The sequence below is a fragment of the Shewanella amazonensis SB2B genome, assembly GCF_000015245.1.
Lineage (GTDB): Bacteria > Pseudomonadota > Gammaproteobacteria > Enterobacterales > Shewanellaceae > Shewanella > Shewanella amazonensis.
Map to the genome: position 1 here is coordinate 2,990,991 of NC_008700.1, position 23,735 is coordinate 3,014,725.

A 23,735-nucleotide genomic window follows, 5' to 3' on the forward strand; every position below is an offset into this window, starting at 1 on the left:
ATTAATCCCACCACAGATCGTACAGGTCGGATACTTCCACTTTGGCCACTTTCTGGCCTTCAAGGAATGCCTTCACAGCGGCGCGGTCTTCATCGGTGCACTTGCCCAGTGACTGGGTGGCAATGATACCTTCCCAATCCTTGTGACCACCACCGTGGAAGCCCAGTTTGCGAGGCTCAATCACTTCGTCGATAAACTTATCCACCAGGGCATCAATTTCAGCCTCAGCAACACTGTCATCAAACACCCAGCGTACATCGAAACCCAGTTCCTGAAACTCGTCCACACGCAGCTTTTTACGAAGACGACGGCTACGGTTTTTGGCCATGGTTATTTCCTCTTTCATGGATGGATAAAATTATTCAACACGCTCAAACATCAGGTCCCACACACCGTGACCGAGGCGCTGACCACGGTTTTCAAACTTGGTCAGTGGACGATGGTCCGGGCGTGGCACATAAGTTTGAGTATCAGACTGATTCTGGTAACCCGGAGCAGCGCTCATCACCTCAAGCATATGCTCGGCGTAGTTTTCCCAGTCGGTGGCCATATGGAACACACCACCAATCTTAAGTTTGCGGCGTAAAAGCTCAACAAACTCAGGCTGCACGATGCGGCGCTTGTGGTGGCGCTTCTTGTGCCATGGGTCAGGGAAAAACAGCTGCACCCGCGCCAATGAGCTATCGGGAATGGCGTTTTCCAGCACTTCCACCGCATCATGGTGGTAAACCCGCAGATTGGAGATCCCGGCGTTACCGGCCTCCCCCAAACAGGCGCCCACACCTGGCTTGTGCACCTCAACACCAATAAAGTTGAGTTCAGGAGCATTGGCAGCCATTTCAACCAGAGAGGCACCCATACCAAAGCCGATTTCAAGCACTGTATCAGCTTCGCGGCCAAATACTTCAGTAAAATTAATCGCCTGTGGACTGTAGTCGAGACCCATGGTTGGCCAGAAGCTTTCCAGCGCCTTGGCCTGCCCGGTAGTAAGACGTCCTTCACGCAGAACAAAGCTGCGTACCTTGCGAAGATAAACGCCATCCTCGTTAAATTCTGCGGTGGTTACTTCACTCATTCTCGCCTCGCATGGCCCGCCACTGTGCTGCGCGCAGGCGCAAAAAGCAGGCTTCTAAAAACAGACAAATCAAAAAGAAGGGGCATTATCCAAAGTTATTCTTTGAGCGCAAGCCCCGAAGCTGAAAAAGTATACCAGTCGTGGCCCAAGCTGCCAGCGTCATGGCGCAACTTGGCACCAACCCTTGTGACCGCCATCACTCACGGCTACACTGCCGAGCCATCAGTGTCAGATTGGTTCACTCTCTCAATGTCCGAGCAAACAGCCCGCATTCCTTTTGGAAAGCGTATCGTCCTGTGGTACGACAAACACGGCCGCAAGAGCCTGCCATGGCAGCAAAACAAGACGCCTTATAAGGTATGGGTGTCGGAAATCATGCTGCAGCAAACCCAGGTGGCTACCGTTATCCCCTACTTCGAGCGCTTTATGGCAAGCTTCCCCACGGTGAACGACCTTGCCAACGCCCATGAAGATGAAGTGCTGCACCACTGGACCGGCCTTGGCTACTATGCCCGTGCCCGCAACCTGCACAAGGCCGCACAGCTCATCCGCGACGAGCACGGCGGCGAGTTCCCAACCGAGTTCGATGCCGTGCTGGCACTGCCCGGCATTGGCCGCTCCACGGCAGGTGCCGTGTTGTCATTATCTTTAGGGCAGCATCATCCTATTCTCGATGGCAATGTAAAAAGAGTGCTGGCGCGACACGGCGCCATCGAAGGCTGGCCCGGCGAGAAACGGGTCGATACCGCCCTGTGGCAACTCACCGAAGCGCTAACCCCCAAAGAAGACATACAAAAGTACAATCAGGCCATGATGGATATGGGTGCCAATATCTGCACCCGCAGCCGCCCCAAGTGTGGTGAGTGCCCCGTTGCCATCGACTGCAAGGCGCAGCTTGCCGGCCGTCAGGGTGAGTTCCCCGGTAAAAAGCCCAAAAAGACCATTCCCGCCCGGGAAGGCTGGATGCTGATTCTGCAGCAAGCAAACACCGTCAAGCTTATCAAGCGGCCACCCAGTGGCATCTGGGGCGGCCTCTGGTGCTTCCCCCAATTTGATAGCAAGCAAGCGCTCCATGCCTTTGTCGAAGCCAATGGCTTAGATGCAGAAAATCTCACCCTGCTGGATGGCTTTCGTCACACATTCAGCCACTTCCATCTGGATATTCAGCCGGTCAAACTGCGCCTTGGCAGCACACAGACAGAGGCGCTTATCATGGAAGATAACCTGAGTCTCTGGTATAACCTCCTCCAAGGCGAAAATCTTGGGCTTGCCGCCGCCACCGAGCGAATTCTGGCAAGCCTTGTAAGCGAACTTAAGCAAGAATCCGGCGGCAGCGCTGCCGCCCACAAGGAGTAAAACATGGCCCGTACCGTTCAGTGTGTGTATTTGGGTAAAGAAGCCGAAGGTCTGGATTTCCAGCTCTATCCCGGCGAGCTCGGCAAGCGCATTTTCGACACCATCAGCAAAGAAGCCTGGGGCGAGTGGCAGAAAAAGCAGACCATGCTTATCAATGAGAAAAAATTGAACATGATGAACATGGACCATCGCAAACTGCTCGAAGAGCAAATGCAGCTATTCCTGTTCGAAGGCAAGGATGTGCAGATTGAAGGTTACGTTCCACCGAAACCTGAATGATGCAAGGATAAATCGCTAACATCCTTCATGATGCCATCACCGCTATGGTGTCACTCGAATAAGGCCCCTCGCGGGCCTTTTAGTTATCTGCGATAGCGAGCTGAACGTTATTTTGATTTTGTGCTTTGCCAAAAACGAACCAAAGACAATATCGACCGTGTAAGTTAAGACCGCTTGATTAGAGGCTTAGTAGGGAGAACGCAGAGCGGAAAAAGGTTTGGTGAGATAGAAACGGTCGAAAACAAAGCTGTCCAGCCGTCGGCTTAACGGCCCCATACAACGGGGCTCGCCTGTTTGATTGCTACTCCGTATAGCCTTTACGCACCAAAGAGAAACCAACCACACACTTGGTAAATTCTCCCTGGCCAGGCTGATACCTGAATGCCACTTTCACATTCGGGTTATCCAAGGCTCTTTGCAGCACAGCAACCTGCTCGTCATTCAACACCCGACTGCCGCAGGAAGCACCGCCCCAGCGGTACTCCTCGTAAACACCCGAGGATATCTTGGTGAGAGCCTTACCATGGTACTGCAAATACTTATCTGCACTGGTGGTGTTTATCTCAAGAAATACCAAAGGAAAGTCCTCGGTATCAAAATCTTCGGCCAGCACAGCGGTGGTGGACAATCCGAAAATCATCGCCGCCGATACGCCAATTATTTTTGCCATTTTCATTTTGACCTCCATTTATATCAGCTCCTGTTAAAGCAGATTAAAGTTAGGCCTGAAGTAGTAGATTCGCCAGTTTGCTGGCGAATCTGTACCGGTTAGAAAGCAAAGGCCCCGGGCTGTTTTTGCGGATAAACAGCCTGACCCGACGACTCTTTTCACAGCAGTGCAACGACATTGCTGAAAGGAATTGATTACGCAGGATATAAGTGAATTGCCAGTCAGTGCGAAAACGCACACGGCTTGTTGAGAGCATTCTTAATCCACGGGCGTATCAAGCTTGATTCGAACCCTGTCATTAAGCCGATACAGGTCAAAAGCCTCTGCATAATGCTTCCGGATAAGCCTCTCAATTAAACCCGTATCCCGGGCCAAGGTTAACGCTTCAGTCACAGGGGCCAGCAGAGCAGATTGCGGGCTTAAGTAAAACACAAAATCGCGATCATAAATCAACACAAGCTGCCGTTCGACCTGCAACTCAGGGTGGTTAGGCGCTTCAGTCACAATTTCAATGACTCCCCTTCTGAAATAGTCAACTCCACGGTTGCCTTTCGCCACCTGTTTGTAGAGTACCCGCCAGTCACCGTTGCGATCAGTCACTGGTAACTGATTATGGCGCCACACCGAAGCGTCAAACCACCCTAATCCAAAGCCGCGACTTTATTCAGTGCACGGAAATCCTCAAGGTTTTTCACCCTGTCATAAACCCACTGCTGCCCCGGGGGAATAAACAAAATTCGATTGCCAATCAATCCATTGGTCAAGCCAATTGGAACCTGGTTAAGACGGAGGTCTCCTCGCCTCGCTCGGCAAAAACCAATGCATATCCAGCTTGCCTGACTCCAACATCAGATTGATTCGGGTCTGGGGCACATCGACAGCACTGATAATCTGCAGTTCATCGCCCCGCAGCCTAAAGGACTCGGTCAGCAGTTCATAAAAAAACGCATGGGACTTGTCTGAAAAGCTCGCCATGCGTGCAGTGATTGGCGCAGAAGAAACCTGGCAGGCAAAGCTCCATATGGCCAGGATCATCATCCATCTGTTCAACCTGTGAACCGCCATGGGGAACCTTTGCATTTAATAGACTCTGTATCCTTGTCGCCTGCCTCAAAGCTAATCGATAGGTATACCCGGGTCAAAAACTGGCAAGCCAAAACCTTCCATAGATCACTTTCTTTACCAAGAATCCCGATTCGCTCTTACTCTTCCTTGTAACCTGTGATCATGGCCCCGACCAGATCTTCCCTGTGCACGCGGGAGGATACGATCACACCGGCTATGTGCAGCAGTACCAGCAAGACGGTAAAGTTGGCAAAAAACTCATGAATTTCTTCCCAGAATTCTTCATCCGGGTTTTCTTTTTGATGCTTGTCACCATGCTCTTTGTCATGGTCGCCATCTTTGTCGAAGCCAGTCTCCACCGCCGAGGCTGACAGAGAACCAGCCTGAGTCTGACTAACCACGGCAAGCGGCCCCTTGCCTTCAAAACCGTAGGTTTTAAGCCCGGAAAATCCTGTCATGGCAATGCTTAATAAAAGTGCTATCACCATCAGTCCACCAGCGGGATTATGGCCACGGTAATGGGTTATCTTTCCGGCAGCCAATCCCTTAAGGTACGCAATGGCAGCAGCCGGTGAGCGCACAAAGTCGCTGAATCTGGCATGCTTGCTGCCGATAAATCCCCACAGAATACGCACCAGCAGCAGCGTCACTATCAGGTAGCCGCTGTACACATGCAGGCTTTCCCATTCATCCCCACTGAGGTAACTGGTAAGAAAGGCGGCAACCAAGAGCCAGTGAAAACCCCGGACCACCCAGTCCCAAACATATACTTTGCCATTCATCTCTTTCATCCCCATCGATTGGCCTTACGCCGGTTTAGGCCTATTATGGGGCGTGCAAGGCTATGAAGAAGTGGGCAAACGCCTGAAACACATGGTGTTAGGACATATGCCCCATAGCCGTTTTTCTGATTAAATCCGGAGGCCCCTTGAACCGGGACACTATTACCCTAGTCGTGCTGTTACTCGTAATTATTGCCAGCGGCAGCGATATTTATATGGACCTGCGCCAGGGAGCATCCATGATGCACCTGATTGAGGAAGCCATTGTTTTAGGCCTCGCGACCCTGCTGCTAAGCTGGTTTTCACTGAACTACAAACGCCAGAAGCGCCAGATACAGGAATTGACCCAGGAATTACTGGACGCCCGTAATCAGGCTCTGCCCGCGGATGCGGCGCTGCTCGAAGCCCGTCATCGTCTCGCTGATGTCATGGCCGTTCAGTTTGAAGCCTGGGAGCTGTCGCCCAGCGAAAAAGAAGTGGGCATGCTGCTGCTTAAAGGATTGTCGTTAAAAGAGATTGCCCTGCTGAGGGGCACCGCTGAAAAAACCATTCGCCAACAGGCATCTTCCATCTATAAAAAAGCTGGCGTTGTCGGCAGACACGGATTTGCAGCCTGGTTTATTGAAGACTTCCTCTGACCCTGAAGCCTGTGCGCTGTGCGGTTCACCAAGGCAGCGCCTTCGTTTTACCAAGGTATTGTTGCGCCGTCATAAGCGAGGAAACTGCCACTGTCACAAACTTCTGCCCTGGCAATAATATCCATTAAATCCGCTGCTACCCGCTCAGGTAAAAACAGCTTGTCCCCAGGCACATTGGCCTGAAACGGCTCAGATAAGCGGGTCTTGGTAGTGCCGGGATGGAGGGCCAACACCACGCCCCCTTTCAGGCTGCGTTGCCACTCCACAGCCAGGGTTTTAATCAGCATATTGAGTGCCGCTTTGGATGCACGGTAGCTGTACCAGCCACCCAGGCGGTTATCACTGATACTGCCAACCCGGGCAGAAAGCACCGCCAGTCGCGGCGAGACGCTGGATTTCAACCTGGCGCTGAAGTGTTTGGCGAGCAGCAAGGTGGGCAAGGTATTCAAGGTCATATTGTGCAGGAAAAACTCCCCATCAAACTGCGAAAGGGATTTTTCCGGCCCCTTGCTGCCGGAGTGCAACATGCCCACGCAGTTAATAAGCCAGTCCAGACTCTCAAAGCTTTCGCTTAATGCCTTAATCCCGGCCTCATCGGTAACATCGAGCCTGTGCCATTTAACACCGGAAAAGTGGCTACAGCCGGTGTGGGTACTATCGGTACAAAAAGTGGCGTGAACCTCCGCATCCTGAAACCTTGCCAACGCGTCTTTGACCATGGCGCTGCCAATGCCGCCGCTGCCACCCACAATCAGAATCTTCATCACAGCCGCTCCAAATCGACAATATACTGCTCGGCAGTAGCGAGAATCGCTGTGCGCTGCGACTCTGGCATTTTGTACCAACTTGAGAAAATCATCCCCAGCCGATGATTGGCCCCAAGGCGCTCGGCATGTTTATTTATAAAGCGCCAATACAGGCTGTTAAAGGGGCACGAAAGCGCGCCGCTTTTCGCCTTGATGTCGTAATGGCAGCCCTCGCAGTAGTCACTCATCTTGTTGATATAGGCGCCGCTGGCGGCATAGGGCTTGGTGCCCACAATGCCACCATCGGCAAACAGCGCCATGCCCCGGGTGTTGGGCATTTCGACCCACTCGATAGCATCCACATAGATGCCAAGGTACCAGTCATCTACTTGCTTCGGGTCGATGTCGGTGAGCAGGCAAAAATTGCCGGTGATCATAAGCCTTTGAATATGATGGGCATAGGCATAATCCAGCGACTGCCCTATGGCGTGGCGCATACAGTTCATGCGGGTATCGCCACTCCAGAAATAGTGCGGCAGCCGGTTTTCAGCGCCCAGGGCGTTAAGCATTCCATAGTCCGGCATATTGGCCCAATAGACGCCGCGCACATATTCCCGCCAGCCAAGAATTTGCCGTACAAAGCCTTCGACCTGCGCCATATCAACATCACCGTTTGCTCCATCGATGCAACTGGCCTCATAGGCGCTGATGGCCGCCTTTATCACCTCGCCCGGGTGCAGCAATTTGCTGTTTATCGAAAAGGACAAGCGGCTGTGGTATAGGCTCCAGGCAGACGCGTGGTTTGCCGTCATCGCATCCTGAAAGCGGCCAAAAAGCGGCAGGCAGTGACGGCAAAAATGGGCCAGCAGCGCCAGACTCTGCTCTCGATTGATGGGCCAAAGCAGGTTGTTCATTGGCGTTTTCGAAACATGTTCGAGGTCAGGCATAGCATCAAAAAGGTCACCACTGACGTATGACGCCTTGCATCCCTTGGTGATGGCCTGGGTCGCTTGCGGCTCAAGATTACCGATGGTGACGATGCCATGGCGCTGCAGGCGCAGAACTATCTCACTGATATCATTTGCAAACAGCAAAGGTTCCGGCAAGTTTTTGATATCGGCCGCTTTTAACTTATTGCGATTACTGCCATCGAAGTTCCACTGGCCACCCATTGGCCTGGCGCCATCCATCAGAATGTCAAAACGCTTTCGCATCCGCCGATAAAAGCTTTCCATCAGGATATGTTTGCCTTTGGGAAAGAGCATACTTATCTCATCAAAGGGCAGTAAAAAGTGCTCGCTGTCCACCATCTCAACTTGCACCCCGGGCACAGCAAAGGTGCCAAGTTGCAAAAGCAGCCGATACTCGTCCGGACGCTGATATTCAAAGCGCCTGGCGCCAGTTATTTGTAGAACATGGCAAAGCAAAGCTGGCAGATTGGCAAATTCGGCGGTGTCGTCCAGAGTAAGGTGCAGCACCCGATGGCCCGAGGCCGTAAGGCTTTTGGCAAAATCCGCCATGGCAGCGAAAAAGGCGCACACCTTTTGAACATGGTGGGTAACGTAGCGGCTTTCCTGCTTCAGCTCGGCGATAAGATAGAGCACACCATCATCGTGCTGACTGAACCAGGAGTGGTTGCTGCCGAGCTGATCGCCAAGGAGTAATCGAAGTGTATGGAACTGAAAATCGCCCTCGGGACTTTGGAGTGACATCTGGTTCTGGCTCATTGCAGTTGGGTGGAAAAAGCCACGGTTACAATCGCTTTGAATGCGTTGCTGCCAGCTCAGGTTGCAATGCAGGGTTACAAGCAGCGGTTGCCGTGGCGGTAGCCTTAGATTACGAAACTGCGGCGCAAAACGATCACAAAGCGTAATAGGGCTGGGGTAAATCTGAAGCTATAAATCTGCAACAGTTCAGCCATGACACATCCCGAATGGCCAACTGGGGCCAAAGGCGACGTGATTGCCGGCCCAGGTATACAAAAATGAACGCCGGGAAGTACCCGGCGTTTAGCAGCAATGCAGCGCTATGGCTACTTGGCTTTTTCAGCCAAAAGCTCGCTTTCTGGCGTTTTGCGGTAATGTGCTGGACTTAATCCCAAAAGCTCAGGCAATACAGTTCCCACGGATACTGATGAGAAGGTGCCAGTAACTATCCCAACAAACATGGCCACCGCAAAGCCCTCCAGCGGTGCGCCGCCAAGGAGCCATAAAGCACCGACTGTGATAAGCGTGGTGCCCGATGTCACCATGGTGCGGGAGAAGGTTTGCACTATGGCCGCATCGTTAACCTCAGTGAGCCTGGACTTGGGCCTGGCCAGCAAAAGCTCGCGTATCCGGTCAGCAATGATGATGGAATCGTTGAGGGAGTATCCCAGCACTGCCAGGACTGCGGCCAGTACCGTAAGATTGAATTCCATCCCCGTCAGGGCAAATACCCCAAGCACCAGCACCACATCATGCACCAGTGCGACAAGCGCACCTGCCGCGAGGCGCCACTCAAAGCGCAGCGACAAATAGCCAAGGATACACAGCATGGCGATGAGCAGCGCAAGGCCACCCTGCTCAAACAGCTCCTGTCCTACCTGCGGCGAGACAGAGTCCCTGTCCAGCACCTGCATGGTGGGGTCAAGCTGCAGCAAAGATTGATTGAAGTCGGCAAGGGTGTGGGCATCCAGGGTGCCCCCCATGCGAATCAAAAAGCGCCCGGGCTCAGTAGCAACCACTGAGATACTGCCATCACCAAGATGCGCCAGGGCGGTTTCGACCTCATCAATCCGGGTATCGGTTGCCATGGCAACCTCAGCAAAGGCGCCGCCGGTAAAATCCAGCCCGAGGTTAAAGCCCCGGGTGCTTATCGCCAGCACCGACAGCAGCAAGGCAACGACGGAAATCAGGGTCATCAGGTGTCTGAAGCGAGTAAAGTTCAATGTTTTCATGGTTAAATCCTCACAGCCTTACGCTCATCACGGCCATAAACCCAATTAATGATGAGCCGTGACATAAAAATCCCTGTGATCATTGAGGTGACAAGCCCAAGCCCCAGCGTCAGAGCAAATCCCTGAATGGGCCCGTTACCGATGGCGTACAGCACCAGAGCTGTGATCATGGTGGTAAGGTTGGCATCCACTATGGTGCCAAAGGCACTGGCAAAGCCCTTGTCTATGGCAAGAGCAAGGCTTCTGCCCTCCTTCATTTTGTCGCGGATACGCTCAAAAATCAGGACGTTGGTATCCACCGCCATGCCGACGGTAAGCACCAAACCCGCAATGCCCGGCAAGGTGAGCACTGCGCCGGGAATAAGCGCCAGCAGGCCAAGCAGCATCACCAGATTGGCCAGCAGCGCCACGTTGGCCACCCAGCCAAGGCGGCGATACCAGAGCGCCATAAACAGCAGAGTTGCCCCCATACCCAACGCCAATGCAGCAAAGCCGTTGTGAATATTCTCGGCCCCAAGGCTTGGGCCTATGGTGCGCTCCTTTTGAATGGTGACCGGGGCCGTCATCGAACCTGCCCGCAACAGCATCGCGAGCTCCTGCGCCTCCTCATGGCTGCCAAGCCCGGTAATGGAGAAACGATTACCCAGTTGGCTATTAATGGTAGCGACTGAAATTACCCGACTGTCTTTGACCGTGCCCTCGGCGCTGGCGCGGTACTCGCTGTAACGGGTCGCCATGGGCTCACCGATATGGCCGCGGGAAAAGTCAGACATGCGTTTGCCACCCTCGGTATCCAGCACAATATTCACCGCAGGGCGCCCCATTTCATCACTGCCAGACCGGGCGTCAACTATGTGCTCACCGCCGAGAACCGGCGCAGGATTAAGCCCCACTCGACCGTCGCCAAAGGGCGTTTGCAGCGCAGTGCCCCCCTCTTTGAGCTCATGAAACGATAAGCTTGCCGTAGCACCTATGACCCGTTTGGCTGCAACCGGGTCCTGCACGCCGGGCAACTCCACCAGAATCCGGCTTTCTCCGTGGCGCTGCACGATAGCCTCAGTGATCCCAAGCTCCTGAATACGACCACGCATGATGCTGATATTTTCTTTAAGGGTTTGCGACACCAGAGCCACACGCTCTGTATCCTTCAGGCGTAACAGTATCGCGCCGTCGGCAGACTCGCTCTGCCACTGTGGGTAATTCAGTAACAGCCAGCCTCTGAGTTCAGCAAGACTTTGGGTGGCGCCGGATAACTTGAGGGCGTCGGGATTTTCAGTCAGTCTGCTTTCATCTTTCAGCACGGCAACTGACCTCAGTCCCTTGTCTCTTATTACCTGGCGAATCGCCCCTTTCAGGGCTTCGCCCTGTGCCTTGAATACAGGCGCCGTGTCGACCTGCATTAAAAATTGCACCCCACCGCGCAGGTCCAGCCCCAGCTTGATGGGAGACAGGCCCAATCGATTAAGCCAAGGGGGCGCCGCCGGTACCATGGACAGCGTAATAGCGGCAGGGTTCTGGGCTGCTTCTGCCAATAACTGGCGCGCCGCCATCTGCTGATTTTCATCGCTGAGGATGATCTGAATGCCCTTGTCCCGGGCGCTGATGGCGGCTACGCCGATATGGGCTTCGGTTAGGATTTGCCCAGCCTGCTCTGGTGCAATCCAGGCATCCTTACCCAGAGTCAGAGCCGCCCTTTCTCCAAAAAAGCTCGGCAGTGCCGACAGCGCCAGCAGTATCAGCGCCACCGAAAAGGTCAGCGCCAGCCAGGGGGAAGTACGGTTTAGGGTTTTGGAGGCGTTGCCACGCCGTCCGCGGTGAAGCAGTTGATCGGTCAACATAATATTCTCTTCCGGAAAAGCTCAGGTAAGGTCCGCCCCTGTTGGGCGAACCACTGATGGCGCTCAGGCCATATCGGGAAGAGAAAGGTCGCGGCTTTGGAGAAAACGAAAACGTAGATTGGACTCTTTCCAGCCACCGGGACGCAGGCTTGCGCCGCGATGATAGGTCAAAGGCCAATCCAGTTGAGGCGGGAAATCTATATCGGTTCTGGGTAAGAGAGCGGGCACCTCGGGCAGGGGAAGCTCAAGCGCCAGCACATATTCGGGGGTAAAGTCTCTCTGCCACTGAGCCGAGAGTAGCTGCCATCGGTATCCACGGGGAATATTGACAACATGATTATCCAGCGGCGATGGCTGTAAGCCCGATGATAGAGCCCCTGACATCGGCTCGCCGCTGTCGGCATCAGCCAGTGACCAGGCGTGCTTATTGATGCTCATGGGCAGCTTCATGGAAGCCCCCATCTGTGATTGACTATCGGCAGACATGTCGCCAGTGGACGTACAGTCACCAGTCGACAGTGGCTGAGTCAGGGTAATGGTCAAGTGCGCGTCAATCACACCCGCTGACTCCTGCGGCGCGTGCGTAAATGATGCCCAGCCTCCCAGCGACAGAAGCAGGCATAAAAACATCCATTTAAACACAGCGTGAACAGCACTCATGACTTAGATATGGGGGCGAGGTAGGATTAATCAAGCCCACACCTGAATAGGTTCTGATGCAGACGTCCCCAACTCAATGGCTAGAGTAGCCCCTGCTCCAGCGCGGTAAAAAAGAGATCTTCATCATCGGCAAGGCGCGCCTTAAGAGGCTCGCGCAATTCCCTCACCGCAGCGGTTTCCTCATCGGCTCCCTGGCAAAGCACTTGAAAACGTTTCAAGTTACCAAGGGTCATGGGCTGCTCAAGCAGATGCTTGGCTTCGGCAAGTTTACTCAGACTCATGGCGATTCCTCTTCTTGGGTATCCCAATCAGTGGGACCCGCTAATAGGGGCCGACGCTCCTCCAGAAACTGCTTTGGTCCAAGCAAAACCTGCGGCCAGTGACTAATCAATATGATGTGATTAACAGTGTTTTGATAGCACGCCAAATTCAGTACGCCAATAACAAAAGCCCCGATACCGCAAAGGCCAGACCAGCCATGCAATGTCGGGGCTTGGGAAGTCAGAGCTTGAATCGACCGACTATACCACTGAGTTTACTGGATATTTCGCTGATCCCATTGGCCGAATTTTGTACCTGTTCACTGCCTGCGGCATTCATCCGAGCCAGTCCACTTATTTCTTCCACACTCACATTAATGGTACCCACTACGGTTGCCTGCTCTTCTGCTGCCACTGCAATCTGATGGTTCATATCGCGAATTGCCATGACTGAATCGGCAATCGCCCCGAGGGCAGCAATAGCCTTATTGGCCTTTTCTGACGTTTGAGTGGCTTCCGTTACATTGACCCGCATGGATTCAACCGAACGGCGGGACTCGGCCTGCAAGCGGCCAATCAGGGCCTGAATTTCTTCGGTGCTGTTTTGGGTTCGACTGGCAAGATTCCGCACCTCATCGGCCACCACCGCAAAGCCGCGTCCCTGTTCGCCAGCGCGGGCCGCCTCAATGGCTGCATTGAGCGCCAACAGGTTGGTTTGCTCGGCAATACCCCGGATAACATCCAGTATAGAACCGACGTTTTCGGTTTCTTTCTCCAGGTTCTCGATAATGCCGCTGACATCGGTGATATTGTCCACCAGCACCATGATGCTGCGGCGGGTATCTTCCACCACGCCCATGCCTTCCTGGGCATGATGATCGGCCTCAGATGCCATTTCAGACGCGCGCTGGGCGTTTCTGGCAATGTCATCTACAGTATGGGTCATCTCCTGCATGGCCGAAGCCGTGTGCGCCAACTGATCGGCTTGGGATTCAGAGTTCTTCCGGCTCTCTTCGGTTACCCCAAGCATGCCACTGGAGGAATCACCCAGGGTACGGGACGCATCGTTAAGCTCGCTGACGATACGCCGCAGATTATCATTCATCTCCGCCATAGCCGCATAAATACCTGTACTTCCCTCACGTAGGAAATTCTGCCCCAGGTTTCCACCGGCTATCTCACGGGCAATGGATGCTATTTCTCTGGGTTCGCCACCCACAGGCCGACGAATAGCACGCACCACAGTAATGGCCAGCCAAATAGCCATCAGCATCGCTGCTATGGCGACCACCACAACCGTATCGATGGCATTTTCACTTTTCTGCTGGGCGTAGAGCCCAAGTTCACCCTGCTGCTGCTCAATCGCTTTATTGTATTCCTGGAGTACAGCTGCCACTTTGGGACCTATAACATTCAGCCCCTCATCGATGCGCCCGTTCTGATTTTGAATAATGCCGTAAACCGCTTTGAGCGCATCACGATATTGAGTCCGTCCTGTATCAATACCTTCCACCTTGTCAGCAATGACAGTCGCACTTTCAACACTTTTCAGGCCATTAATGGTGCCGTCGAGGGCAGAGAGTTCCTGCAACGCCCGCTTATAGTCCTCTTCTCTGTTGGAGATCAGAAAGTTGGAAGCAAAAAGCCGGGCAAGCATCAGTTTTTCCTGGCTCCTTGCTGCAACAAACAAGCCGTCAGCGTCCCCTTCCTGATACATGGCGGTAATCACATCGGTTACGTTTTCGCGCATGCTCAGCCCGGCTGGGTCCAGCAAATCCCGCACCACCTGGTTGCGAGCCGCAAAATCACCTGTTATGGCCTCAAAGGTGGATGCATAGTTTTTTACCAACCCATCAGCCTGCGCCAGAAGACTATCTCGACCGGCATCGAGCTCCAATTCCTTGGCATGGCTAATATCCTGATTAAGCTCAGCAATATTTTTCTGAAATGACTGGTAAGTCGTGTTATCGGGCGTGTTAAGGTATCTGAACACGTCAACTTGAGCTCGGAGCAAGGTGGCTTCAGCTTCGCTGGCTGCATTTGAGCTACTGGCCAGCAGCCGATATTCAGTAAAGTTTTTGAAACCCTCAGTCAATCCCCGATATCCGGCCACTGTGACAACCAATAAGAGAACAATCACAACACCAAAGGAATAATAGAGCTGCTGAGATAGCCGGAGGCTGGAAAACATATGGGATCTCCATTTTTTGAGTTATAAAAATCCGCACATCTTTCCCTGACAGCCGGACTGGTTAAGCACTGAACAACAAAGAGAATTTACCATCCAAGCCCGCCGCAGCACCGCAACATCCCGTCAATCCTCATTTCAATATAGTTTACCAAATGTAAAATAAAATCAACATCATGAAATACGTAAACACTCATGCCCGGTCATTCACGCTCGGATATTCCTCTGCGGCAACACCACTTAGCTGCCTGGCATCACTCTTCTGTGTGACAAAAGCTGTGGGGAGATATGTGGTCAGCGCGTCACCGCAGGTGTAAAACAGACACTCTGACCTTACTTGAGAAGTACGGCATTGAGGCCCTAAATAAAGCTCAGACCACTGAATAGAAAAAAGCCACCCTGAGGTGGCTTTTTAATGGATTGTCACAGCTTGGCTATCAGCCCTGAGACTGCTTCACGCGCTCGTGCAGCTCTTGCACCGAAGCAACCTTGTTACGGTCATCGGCGTTGTGAGCCATACAGTTGGCGAAGGCGGCGTTCAATGTGGTGGTGTAGTTCACCTTGTAACGCAGCGCGGCGCGGCGCAACTGGCGTGAATCTTCGATGGCCTGACGGCCTTCGGTGGTGTTCACTATGTAGGCATACTCACCGTTCTTGATGCGGTCAAGAATGTGTGGACGGCCTTCATGCACCTTGTTCACCAGGCGTGGGTTGATACCGGCTTCACCGAGGATAACCGCGGTGCCGTGGGTAGCATCCAGCTCGTAACCCAGTTCCAGGAGCTTGGCGGCAAGGTCAGCCACCTTGTTCTTGTCGCTGTTACGCACAGACAACAGGGCGCGGCCAGAACGTGGCACGTCCTTGATAGAGCCCAGTTCAGACTTGGCATAGGCTTCAGCGAAGGTGTCGCCCACCCCCATTACCTCACCGGTAGAGCGCATTTCAGGTCCGAGCAGCGGGTCAACGCCGGGGAACTTGTTGAACGGCAGCACCACTTCTTTCACAGAGTAGAAAGGAGGGATCACTTCCTTGGTAAAGTTCTGCTGCTTCAGGCTCTGACCTGCCATCACACGGGCGGCAATCTTGGCCAGAGGCACACCGGTTGCCTTGGACACGAAAGGCACGGTACGGGCAGCGCGTGGGTTAACTTCAATCATGTAGATTTCGTTATCCTTCACCGCAAACTGCACGTTCATCAGGCCCACTACGCCAAGCTCAAACGCCAGCTTGCTGACCTGCTCGCGCATCTGGTCCTGAATCGCCTTGGACAGGGTGTATGGAGGCAGAGAACAGGCGGAGTCACCAGAGTGAACACCGGCTTGTTCGATGTGCTCCATGATGGCGCCGATAACCACGGTTTCACCGTCACACACGGCATCGATATCCACCTCGGTGGCATCATCCAGGAAGCGGTCCAGCAGTACTGGCGAAGCGTTGGATACGCTTACCGCTTCGTTGAAGTAACGGCGCAGATCCTGCTCGTCATACACGATTTCCATGGCGCGGCCACCCAGTACGTAGGATGGACGAACCACCAGTGGGTAACCGATACGCTCGGCGGCAATCACAGCGCCTTCCACTGTGGTCACGGTATCGTTTTCCGGCTGCTTCATGTTCAGGCGTTTGATAGCCTGCTGGAAACGCTCACGGTCTTCGGCGCGGTCAATGGCATCCGGGCTGGTACCGATAATAGGTACACCGGCGGCTTCCAGGGCGCGGGCCAGTTTCAGTGGCGTCTGACCACCGTAATGCACGATAACGCCCTTTGGCTTCTCGATGCGCACGATTTCCAGTACGTCTTCCAGAGTCACTGGTTCGAAGTACAGACGGTCTGAGGTGTCGTAGTCGGTAGAAACGGTTTCAGGGTTGCAGTTCACCATGATGGTTTCATAACCGTCTTCACGCAGCGCCAGCGCGGCGTGCACACAGCAGTAGTCGAACTCGATACCCTGACCGATACGGTTTGGACCACCGCCCAGTACCATGATCTTGTCTTTGTCTGACGGATTGGCTTCGCACTCTTCCTCGTAGGTGGAGTACATGTAAGCGGTGTCGGTGGCAAATTCGGCGGCGCAGGTATCCACGCGCTTGTACACCGGGAACACGTTGAAGCGTTCACGCAGCTTGCGGATTTCACCTTCGCTGATGCCAAGCAGTGCACTCATACGCGCATCGGAGAAACCCTTACGCTTGAGTTTGCGCAGGAAATCTTCATCGATACCGGTCACGCCCAGCTCTTTCACCTTGGCTTCAAGCTGGATGATTTCTTCAATCTGCACCAGGAACCAGCGGTCGATGTTGGTCAGGGCGAAGATATCTTCCACAGACAGGCCGGCACGGAAAGCATCGCCTATGTACCAGATACGGTCTGCGCCCGGCTCTTTCAGCTCGTGACGGATTTTTTGCAGCGCGTCGGCATCGCTCAGATCTACGATGGGGTCAAAACCGTTGCGGCTCACTTCGAGGCCACGCAGGGCCTTTTGCACCGACTCCTGGAAGGTACGGCCGATGGCCATGACTTCGCCCACAGACTTCATCTGAGTGGTCAGACGGTCGTTGGCACCGGCAAATTTTTCGAAATTAAAGCGTGGCACCTTGGTCACCACGTAGTCGATGGATGGCTCGAAAGACGCAGGGGTGCGACCGCCGGTGATGTCGTTCATCAGCTCATCGAGGGTGAAGCCCACGGCCAGCTTGGCAGCAACCTTGGCAATCGGGAAACCGGTTGCTTTAGAGGCCAGCGCTGAAGAGCGGGATACACGGGGGTTCATCTCGATAACCACCATACGGCCGGTTGTCGGGCTGATACCAAACTGTACGTTGGAACCGCCGGTTTCCACACCGATTTCACGCAGTACCGCCATGGAGGCGTTACGCATGATTTGGTATTCCTTGTCGGTGAGGGTCTGGGCAGGAGCCACAGTGATGGAGTCACCTGTATGCACGCCCATGGCGTCAAAGTTTTCGATGGAACAGACGATGATGCAGTTGTCGTTGCGGTCACGGACCACTTCCATCTCGTACTCTTTCCAACCGATGAGCGACTCGTCAATCAGCAGCTCGTTGGTAGGCGACAGTTCGAGACCCTGAGAACAGATTTCTTCGAACTCTTCTTTGTTGTAAGCGATACCGCCGCCCGAGCCACCCATGGTGAAGGAGGGACGGATAATACAGGGGAAGCCAACCTGGTCGAGTACCGCGTAGGCCTCTTCCATGCTGTGGGCGATACCGGCGCGTGGACATTCCAGACCAATCTTCTTCATGGCCTTGTCGAAACGGGCGCGGTCTTCAGCCTTGTCGATGGCATCGGCGGTGGCGCCAATCATCTCAACGTTGAATTCCTTCAGAACGCCTTTGGCTTCCAGCTCCAGAGCACAGTTCAGTGCGGTCTGACCACCCATGGTGGGCAGAATGGCATCCGGACGCTCTTTAGCGATGATGTTGCGCACCACTTCCCAGTGGATAGGCTCGATGTATGTGGCATCGGCCATTTCTGGGTCAGTCATGATGGTGGCCGGGTTGGAGTTCACCAGGATGACACGGTAGCCTTCTTCGCGCAGGGCCTTACAGGCCTGGGCGCCAGAGTAGTCGAATTCACAGGCCTGGCCGATAACGATGGGGCCAGCACCCAGGATCAGAATACTTTTTATGTCGGTACGTTTTGGCATTGTTTCTATCTTCTCCAGCTCGGCTTACTTGGCGTTCTTGCGATACTCTTCAATCAGTTCGATGAAATGGTCGAACAGCGGGGCACAGTCGTGTGGACCTGGGCTGGCTTCAGGGTGACCCTGGAAGCTGAACGCAGGCTTGTCGGTGCGGTGAATGCCCTGCAAAGAACCATCGAACAGTGACTTGTGAGTCACCTTGAGGTTGGCAGGCAGTGTAGCCTCATCAACCGCAAAACCGTGGTTCTGGCTGGTGATCATCACAGTACCCTTTTCAACATCACCCACTGGGTGGTTGGCACCATGGTGGCCAAACTTCATTTTCAGGGTCTTGGCACCGCTGGCGAGACCGAGCAGCTGATGGCCCAAACAGATACCGAATACCGGGATGTCTGTGGTGAGAATTTCCTGAATCGCGGCAATGGCATAGTCACATGGCTCTGGGTCACCAGGGCCGTTGGACAGAAACACACCGTCAGGATTCATGGCCAGCACTTCGCTGGCTGGAGTTTTGGCAGGCACCACGGTCACGTCACAACCACGGTCTACCAGCATACGCAGAATGTTGGTTTTAACGCCGTAATCGTAGGCAACCACTTTGAACTTGAGTTCAGATTCTGGGGTATCTGAAGGCAGACCGCCTTCCAGACGCCAGCTGCCACTGCGCCACTGGTAGCGCTCGGCGGTGGTCACTTCTTTCGCCAAATCCATGCCTTTCAAACCAGGGAAGGCTTTGGCGGCAGCCAGTGCCTTATCGCTGTCCAGGTCACCCACCAGAATACAACCGGCCTGAGCGCCCTTTTCACGCAGAATACGGGTCAGCTTACGGGTGTCGATATCGGCGATACCTACCACGTTGTTGGCTTTGAGGTAATCACTTAAGGATTGGGTGGAACGGAAACTGCTGGCGATTAAAGGAAGATCGCGAATGATGAGACCACAGGCATGAACAGCACTGGATTCAGTGTCTTCATCGTTGGTACCTGTATTACCGATGTGCGGATAAGTCAGTGTGACTATCTGGCGGGAATAAGAAGGATCCGTCAATATCTCTTGATAGCCTGTCATGGAAGTGTTAAAAACGACTTCTCCGACAGCAATTCCATCAGCACCGATTGCAGTGCCTGAGAACAGGGTTCCATCTTCGAGTACGAGTAAGGCAGACTTTGTCAACGCGACCTCCGAAAGAGCCAAGTTATTGTTATGTGTGGATTTTTTTAGATTAAATTACCAAGTTTCCGTTAAAACACGAAATTTTGACAAATTCCGATGATTTTATAGGAAAACCTGCATTTCGTCTATACATTCGGGGCAACCAACCTAAAAAAAACCGCCTAACGGCGGTTTTTTCGATCAATTAAGTCCCAACACCTGTTGCATGTCGTAAAGACCAGGTTTTTGTTCAGCAAGCCATTTGGCGGCACGCATGGCGCCGTTGGCAAAGGTCATACGGCTGGATGCTTTATGGGTGATTTCCAGTCGTTCACCGATATCGGCAAACATGGCGGTGTGCTCACCCACCAGATCGCCGGCACGTATGGTGGCGAAACCAATGGTCTCGCGATCGCGTTCACCTGTGATGCCTTCGCGGCCATAGACGGCCACTTTTTCCAGATCGCGCCCCAGAGCCTGGGCAATCACTTCACCCATCTTGAGTGCGGTACCGGACGGCGCATCCTTCTTGTGTCTGTGGTGCCCTTCGATGATTTCGATATCGGTGTAATCACCCATGACTTTGGCCGCCAGTTCCAGCAGCTTCCACATCAGGTTTACACCCACAGACATGTTGGGCGCCATGACAACGGGCGTTTCTTCGGCAAAAGCCACTACCTGCTCTTTTTGCGCATGGTTAAAGCCGGTGGTACCGATGACTATCGCCTTACCCTGCCGGGCACACCATTCAAGATTGGCCAAAGTGCCTTCCGGTGAAGTGAAGTCGATAAGAACATCAAACTTATCGGCAACCGCATCCAGATTATCGACCAACGCCAGACCAAGGTGACCAATACCAGCCATTTCACCGGCGTCGACGCCAACCAGGGTCGAACCGGCACGCTCAATGGCGGCGCCAAGGACGATGCCGTCATGATTGTCACAAGCTTCAAGCAGTGCACGGCCCATACGACCGCTGGCGCCAATCACGGCTACCCTTACTTGTCCTGTCATTTCTTGCTCCCTGATTGCAAAAAAACGCCCGAGCATTGCTCAGGCGTTTCAGATCAAACGATATCCAGCAGCTCAACCTCAAAGATCAGGGTTGAGTAAGGCGGGATAGAGGCACCGGCACCACGCTCGCCATAGGCCAGGTGGAAAGGCACGTACAGCTTGTACTTGGCACCAACGTTCATCAGTTGCAGTGCTTCGGTCCAACCTGCGATAACGCCGGAAACCGGGAACTCGGCAGGCTGACCGCGCAGAACTGAGCTGTCGAACACATCACCGCTGATGAAAGAGCCATGGTAGTGAGTGCGTACAGTAGACTCGTAGGTTGGCTTGTCGCCATTGCCTTCAGTCAGAATTTCGTACTGCAGACCTGATTCGGTCACAAACACGCCGTCACGCTTGGCGTTATCAGCCAGGAACTGCTCGCCTTCGGCGATGGAAGCTTCGGCAGCTTCTTCCTGTGCCGCTTGCAGGCGACGGCTGATTTCAGTGAAAGCGATTTGCAGATCCTGCATGGAAACGGCGCTTTCTTTACCATCGAATGCATCGGCCAAACCGGCCTGTACGGCTGGAATATCCAGACCTTCAAAGGAGTTGGCAGCCAGCTGCTCGCCCAGCTGACGGCCTACGCCGTAGCTCGCTTGCAGCTCAACAGTGCTGAATTTATCAGACATAATTCGGTTTCTCTTGAACGTACATGAAATTATCGGCGTGCATTCTATCACAAAATGCGCCCACGCGGCGAAAAAGGTCTGGCTTATTTAGTAATTTGACAGTTCTTCACACCGGAGGCCCTGGCGGCCTCGTACAGTGGCATTACTTTTTGTTCCAGACGGGCCAATTCCGCAATACGGGTGCCGTGGGATGGGTGAGTAGACAAGAGCTCTGGCCCCTGGTCACCACCGGCTTTGGCCATGTTTTGCCACAGCAGAGTGCCAGCACGCGGGTCAAATCCGGCGCGAGCCATCAGCTCAAGCCCCATGACATCGGCTTCAGATTCCTGAGCCCTGCCGTAGGGCAGAATGTAGCCCACCTGAGTGCCAAGGCCGAGCGCGGCCATATAGAGATTACGATTGGACACGCCTCCGGCGCCCAGTGCCACATCCGCCAGTTGCAAGCCGGTGTTGGTTAGTTGAGTGCGGGACACCTGCTCGTTGCTGTGCTGTGCCAGTACGTGGGCCACTTCATGACCCAGCACCACCGCCAGTTGGTCCTGGTTTTCGGCGACTTTCAAGAGGCCCGAATACACCCCAATGTGCCCGCCCGGCAAAGCAAAGGCATTCACCTGCGGCGAGTCAAACACCACCACTTCCCATCCTTGAGTCTGGTCGGGCAGCGCCGCTGTTACCCGCATGGCAACGCAGGAAACATAGGCGTTGAGTTTAGTGTCTTTGCTGATTTTTTGCTGCTTCTTCATTTCTTCAAAGGAGGCAGCGCCCAGCTGGTTCATTTCTGCGGCCGAAAACAATAATGTTTGGCTACGCCCCGTGGGAGATTGGGTGGTGACACAGCCGCTCACAAGGCCGAGCAACACCAGGGGAGTAAGTAGTTTTTTCATGTTTATTAATCCTTTAAAGCCGAGAAGAACGCTGTTTGTTCCTCATTTTACCCCCGGCTCTTCGCCAAGCCAACCGCACCGGTTCACCCGCTGGCACTGGCAGGGCCAAAGCGGCGCCGGTATTGCTCCATGGTTACGCCGGTTTGGCGCTTGAACAATCGCCTGAAGGAACTGGCATCCTCGTAACCCACCGACCAGATCACCTCTGTACTGGCACGACTGGAGTGTTCCAGCTGGCGTTTGGCGGCATCGACACGCAGCCGCTGCAGGTATTCGATTGGGGTAACCCCTGTGGCCGCTTTAAAACGCCGCTTGAAATTACGGGCGCCCATGGAAATGGCGTCGGCGGCCGAATCGACACTGATTTGCTGATCAAAATGGTGTTTAAGCCACTGCTCGGCTTTGCGAATTGCCTCATCTTCATGGGATCTGCCACTTGATTGCATAAACGGTTGTTGCAGCTCGCGATTGGGTTCCAGCAGCATCAAGCGGGCACACATCAACGCCAGCTCCCGTCCGCCATAACGCTCGAGCAACTTGAGCAGTATGTCGGTAAAAGCAAAAAACGCACCGCCGCAAATCACATTGCCATACTCCAACAGCATCCGCTCGCCGTGATAGCGAACCCGGGGGTAACGACGGCGGAATACAGCCTCCAGTAACCAATGGGTGGTCGCCTCGCGGCCATCCATTATCCCGGCCTCAGCGAGAAGAAAGGTACCGCTGCAGGCACTGGCCACCAGCGCACCCGCATCTGACATGCCTTTCAGCCAGGCAGCGGCCTCTTGCTGCGCCGTAAGGTAATTGTCGACCTCGGAGTGCGAAGCGGACGCCGCAAACAGACTGGTGACCAGGACAATATCTGCGATCTTCGCGTCAGCCATGGCCAGCTCCGGCTGTATTAATTGACCGGATGCTGACTCCACCGCCTTGCCATCGGGAGAAACTACCTGAGCAGTGAAATGCGCATTATCGATAAGCGCACTGCCATCGCGTTTTTCCAGGCAGCGATTGGCCACATAAAACATATCCAGTGCAACCTGCACTGACGACGCCATACAGCCGGGCATGGCAAGCAGCAATATTTTTGGCATTTGTCACTTCTCGCATTTATTTGGGCAAATATGACCATTAATCGCTGCCAGCGCAAGCTCTACACTGGACGAAACCATCAACAAGGAGTTTGTATGATTACCCTCTATGGCACCCCCAATACCCGCTCAGTGCGCGTACTCTGGGCATTGGAAGAAACAGGCATCGCCTATGATTACCGCAAGATGGATCTTAAAGGGGGCGAGTGCCGGCAAGCTGAGTATCTTGCCATCAACCCCAATGGCAAGGTGCCCGCGCTGGTTGATGGGGATCTGACCCTGCTGGAGACCAATGCCATTTGCCATTACATCGCCGAACTGGGCACTGATTTGCTGCCAAACGATATAAAGGCCAGGGCTAAAGTCCGCCAGTGGAATGATTTTGCCCTGTCAGAGCTGGAAGTTGCCCCCTGGATGCTGCTGAAAAACCAGCTTATCTATCCTTCAGATGAACGACTGGCCCCAGAGGCGCTTCGAAGCACCATGGTGTGGGAAAGCCAGCGCGCCCAGGGAATTCTGATCTTGGCACTTGAACATCAGGACTATCTGCTGCCAACGGGTTTCAGTCTCGCCGATATCCATATCTGTGTTGGGCTGCTCATGCATTTTAAAACCGATTTACCGCTGAGACCTGAGCTTTTGCCTTATCTCAAGCGCTGTATGTCACGTCCGGCGATAGCCAGATTGCAGGCCATGGGCGAATTGCCCCCCTTGCCTCTTTAGGCAGTCGTTTGAAAGTGCGATGCACACAGACAATAAAAAG

At 53.8% G+C, this 23,735-nt stretch carries 23 protein-coding genes; 4 read left to right on the plus strand and 19 right to left on the minus strand.

The annotated features are described in order from the left end of the window. Nucleotide 1: 1 nt before the first annotated feature. Together SAMA_RS12985 and trmB are read right to left on the minus strand one after the other, a co-directional pair. Complete coding sequence (locus tag SAMA_RS12985; RefSeq protein WP_011760598.1) at nucleotides 2–328, minus strand: YggL family protein; 327 nt, start codon at nucleotides 326–328, stop codon at nucleotides 2–4. A gap of 30 nt (nucleotides 329–358) precedes the next feature. After that, entirely contained in the window at nucleotides 359–1,075 is a 717-nt protein-coding gene (gene trmB / locus SAMA_RS12990) for a tRNA (guanosine(46)-N7)-methyltransferase TrmB (protein WP_011760599.1), read from the minus strand. 249 nt (nucleotides 1,076–1,324) lie between these two features. Here trmB and mutY point away from each other — a divergent pair, with 249 nt between their 5' ends. Further along, on the plus strand, nucleotides 1,325–2,431 hold the full coding sequence (mutY, locus tag SAMA_RS12995; protein ID WP_011760600.1) for an A/G-specific adenine glycosylase: 1,107 nt from the start codon (nucleotides 1,325–1,327) through the stop codon (nucleotides 2,429–2,431). A 3-nt stretch (nucleotides 2,432–2,434) separates the two neighbouring features. Then, nucleotides 2,435–2,710: an oxidative damage protection protein gene (locus SAMA_RS13000; protein ID WP_011760601.1), complete on the plus strand. Its 276-nt coding sequence runs from the start codon at nucleotides 2,435–2,437 to the stop codon at nucleotides 2,708–2,710. A gap of 301 nt (nucleotides 2,711–3,011) precedes the next feature. Here SAMA_RS13000 and SAMA_RS13005 read toward each other — a convergent pair whose 3' ends face one another. The 4 genes from SAMA_RS13005 to SAMA_RS13020 form a co-directional block, all read right to left on the minus strand. Beyond that, nucleotides 3,012–3,386, minus strand: a complete 375-nt coding sequence (locus SAMA_RS13005; RefSeq protein WP_011760602.1) for a hypothetical protein — start codon at nucleotides 3,384–3,386, stop codon at nucleotides 3,012–3,014. Nucleotides 3,387–3,638: 252 nt separating this feature from the next. Then, nucleotides 3,639–3,884 carry a hypothetical protein gene (locus SAMA_RS13010; RefSeq protein WP_157608331.1) on the minus strand — a complete coding sequence of 82 codons (246 nt, stop codon included), beginning with the start codon at nucleotides 3,882–3,884 and terminating at the stop codon, nucleotides 3,639–3,641. Nucleotides 3,885–4,160: 276 nt separating this feature from the next. Next, complete coding sequence (locus tag SAMA_RS13015; RefSeq protein WP_157608332.1) at nucleotides 4,161–4,460, minus strand: hypothetical protein; 300 nt, start codon at nucleotides 4,458–4,460, stop codon at nucleotides 4,161–4,163. Nucleotides 4,461–4,582: 122 nt separating this feature from the next. Then, nucleotides 4,583–5,227 (minus strand): cytochrome b/b6 domain-containing protein, encoded by a 645-nt coding sequence (locus tag SAMA_RS13020; protein WP_011760603.1) that lies wholly within the window; start codon nucleotides 5,225–5,227, stop codon nucleotides 4,583–4,585. Nucleotides 5,228–5,373: 146 nt separating this feature from the next. On the opposite strand from SAMA_RS13020, the gene SAMA_RS13025 reads away from it, so the two are divergent. Continuing rightward, nucleotides 5,374–5,865, plus strand: a complete 492-nt coding sequence (locus tag SAMA_RS13025; protein WP_011760604.1) for a helix-turn-helix transcriptional regulator — start codon at nucleotides 5,374–5,376, stop codon at nucleotides 5,863–5,865. Nucleotides 5,866–5,912: 47 nt separating this feature from the next. Here SAMA_RS13025 and SAMA_RS13030 read toward each other — a convergent pair whose 3' ends face one another. From SAMA_RS13030 to SAMA_RS13090, 13 genes are all read right to left on the minus strand, one after another. After that, nucleotides 5,913–6,629 carry an SDR family oxidoreductase gene (locus SAMA_RS13030; RefSeq protein ID WP_011760605.1) on the minus strand — a complete coding sequence of 239 codons (717 nt, stop codon included), beginning with the start codon at nucleotides 6,627–6,629 and terminating at the stop codon, nucleotides 5,913–5,915. Beyond that, nucleotides 6,629–8,323: a cryptochrome/photolyase family protein gene (locus tag SAMA_RS19770; RefSeq protein ID WP_041410425.1), complete on the minus strand. Its 1,695-nt coding sequence runs from the start codon at nucleotides 8,321–8,323 to the stop codon at nucleotides 6,629–6,631. The genes SAMA_RS13030 and SAMA_RS19770 overlap by 1 nt, the downstream gene beginning before the upstream one ends. A gap of 320 nt (nucleotides 8,324–8,643) precedes the next feature. Beyond that, nucleotides 8,644–9,549 carry a protein translocase subunit SecF gene (gene secF, locus SAMA_RS13040; protein ID WP_011760607.1) on the minus strand — a complete coding sequence of 302 codons (906 nt, stop codon included), beginning with the start codon at nucleotides 9,547–9,549 and terminating at the stop codon, nucleotides 8,644–8,646. A 2-nt stretch (nucleotides 9,550–9,551) separates the two neighbouring features. Next, nucleotides 9,552–11,387: a protein translocase subunit SecD gene (gene secD, locus SAMA_RS13045; RefSeq protein WP_011760608.1), complete on the minus strand. Its 1,836-nt coding sequence runs from the start codon at nucleotides 11,385–11,387 to the stop codon at nucleotides 9,552–9,554. Nucleotides 11,388–11,450: 63 nt separating this feature from the next. Next, nucleotides 11,451–11,945 carry a hypothetical protein gene (locus SAMA_RS19185; protein WP_157608333.1) on the minus strand — a complete coding sequence of 165 codons (495 nt, stop codon included), beginning with the start codon at nucleotides 11,943–11,945 and terminating at the stop codon, nucleotides 11,451–11,453. 182 nt (nucleotides 11,946–12,127) lie between these two features. Continuing rightward, nucleotides 12,128–12,328 (minus strand): hypothetical protein, encoded by a 201-nt coding sequence (locus SAMA_RS13055; protein ID WP_011760610.1) that lies wholly within the window; start codon nucleotides 12,326–12,328, stop codon nucleotides 12,128–12,130. A 220-nt stretch (nucleotides 12,329–12,548) separates the two neighbouring features. Next, on the minus strand, nucleotides 12,549–14,498 hold the full coding sequence (locus tag SAMA_RS13060) for a methyl-accepting chemotaxis protein (protein WP_011760611.1): 1,950 nt from the start codon (nucleotides 14,496–14,498) through the stop codon (nucleotides 12,549–12,551). A gap of 434 nt (nucleotides 14,499–14,932) precedes the next feature. Further along, the gene (gene carB / locus SAMA_RS13065; protein WP_011760612.1) at nucleotides 14,933–18,163 is read right to left on the minus strand and encodes a carbamoyl-phosphate synthase large subunit; all 3,231 of its coding nucleotides are present in this window, start codon (nucleotides 18,161–18,163) and stop codon (nucleotides 14,933–14,935) included. A 24-nt stretch (nucleotides 18,164–18,187) separates the two neighbouring features. Then, nucleotides 18,188–19,333: a glutamine-hydrolyzing carbamoyl-phosphate synthase small subunit gene (carA, locus tag SAMA_RS13070; protein ID WP_011760613.1), complete on the minus strand. Its 1,146-nt coding sequence runs from the start codon at nucleotides 19,331–19,333 to the stop codon at nucleotides 18,188–18,190. Between the two features lie 180 nt (nucleotides 19,334–19,513). Then, nucleotides 19,514–20,326, minus strand: coding sequence for a 4-hydroxy-tetrahydrodipicolinate reductase (dapB, locus tag SAMA_RS13075; RefSeq protein ID WP_011760614.1), 813 nt, complete (start codon nucleotides 20,324–20,326; stop codon nucleotides 19,514–19,516). A 53-nt stretch (nucleotides 20,327–20,379) separates the two neighbouring features. Continuing rightward, on the minus strand, nucleotides 20,380–20,997 hold the full coding sequence (locus SAMA_RS13080; protein WP_011760615.1) for an FKBP-type peptidyl-prolyl cis-trans isomerase: 618 nt from the start codon (nucleotides 20,995–20,997) through the stop codon (nucleotides 20,380–20,382). Between the two features lie 83 nt (nucleotides 20,998–21,080). Continuing rightward, a complete protein-coding gene (locus SAMA_RS13085; protein ID WP_011760616.1) occupies nucleotides 21,081–21,881 on the minus strand; it encodes a M48 family metallopeptidase in 801 nt (266 codons plus the stop codon). Nucleotides 21,882–21,964: 83 nt separating this feature from the next. Then, nucleotides 21,965–22,975 (minus strand): GlxA family transcriptional regulator, encoded by a 1,011-nt coding sequence (locus tag SAMA_RS13090; protein ID WP_011760617.1) that lies wholly within the window; start codon nucleotides 22,973–22,975, stop codon nucleotides 21,965–21,967. 93 nt (nucleotides 22,976–23,068) lie between these two features. On the opposite strand from SAMA_RS13090, the gene SAMA_RS13095 reads away from it, so the two are divergent. Then, a complete protein-coding gene (locus SAMA_RS13095; protein ID WP_011760618.1) occupies nucleotides 23,069–23,695 on the plus strand; it encodes a glutathione S-transferase family protein in 627 nt (208 codons plus the stop codon). The last annotated feature ends 40 nt before the right edge of the window (nucleotides 23,696–23,735 follow it).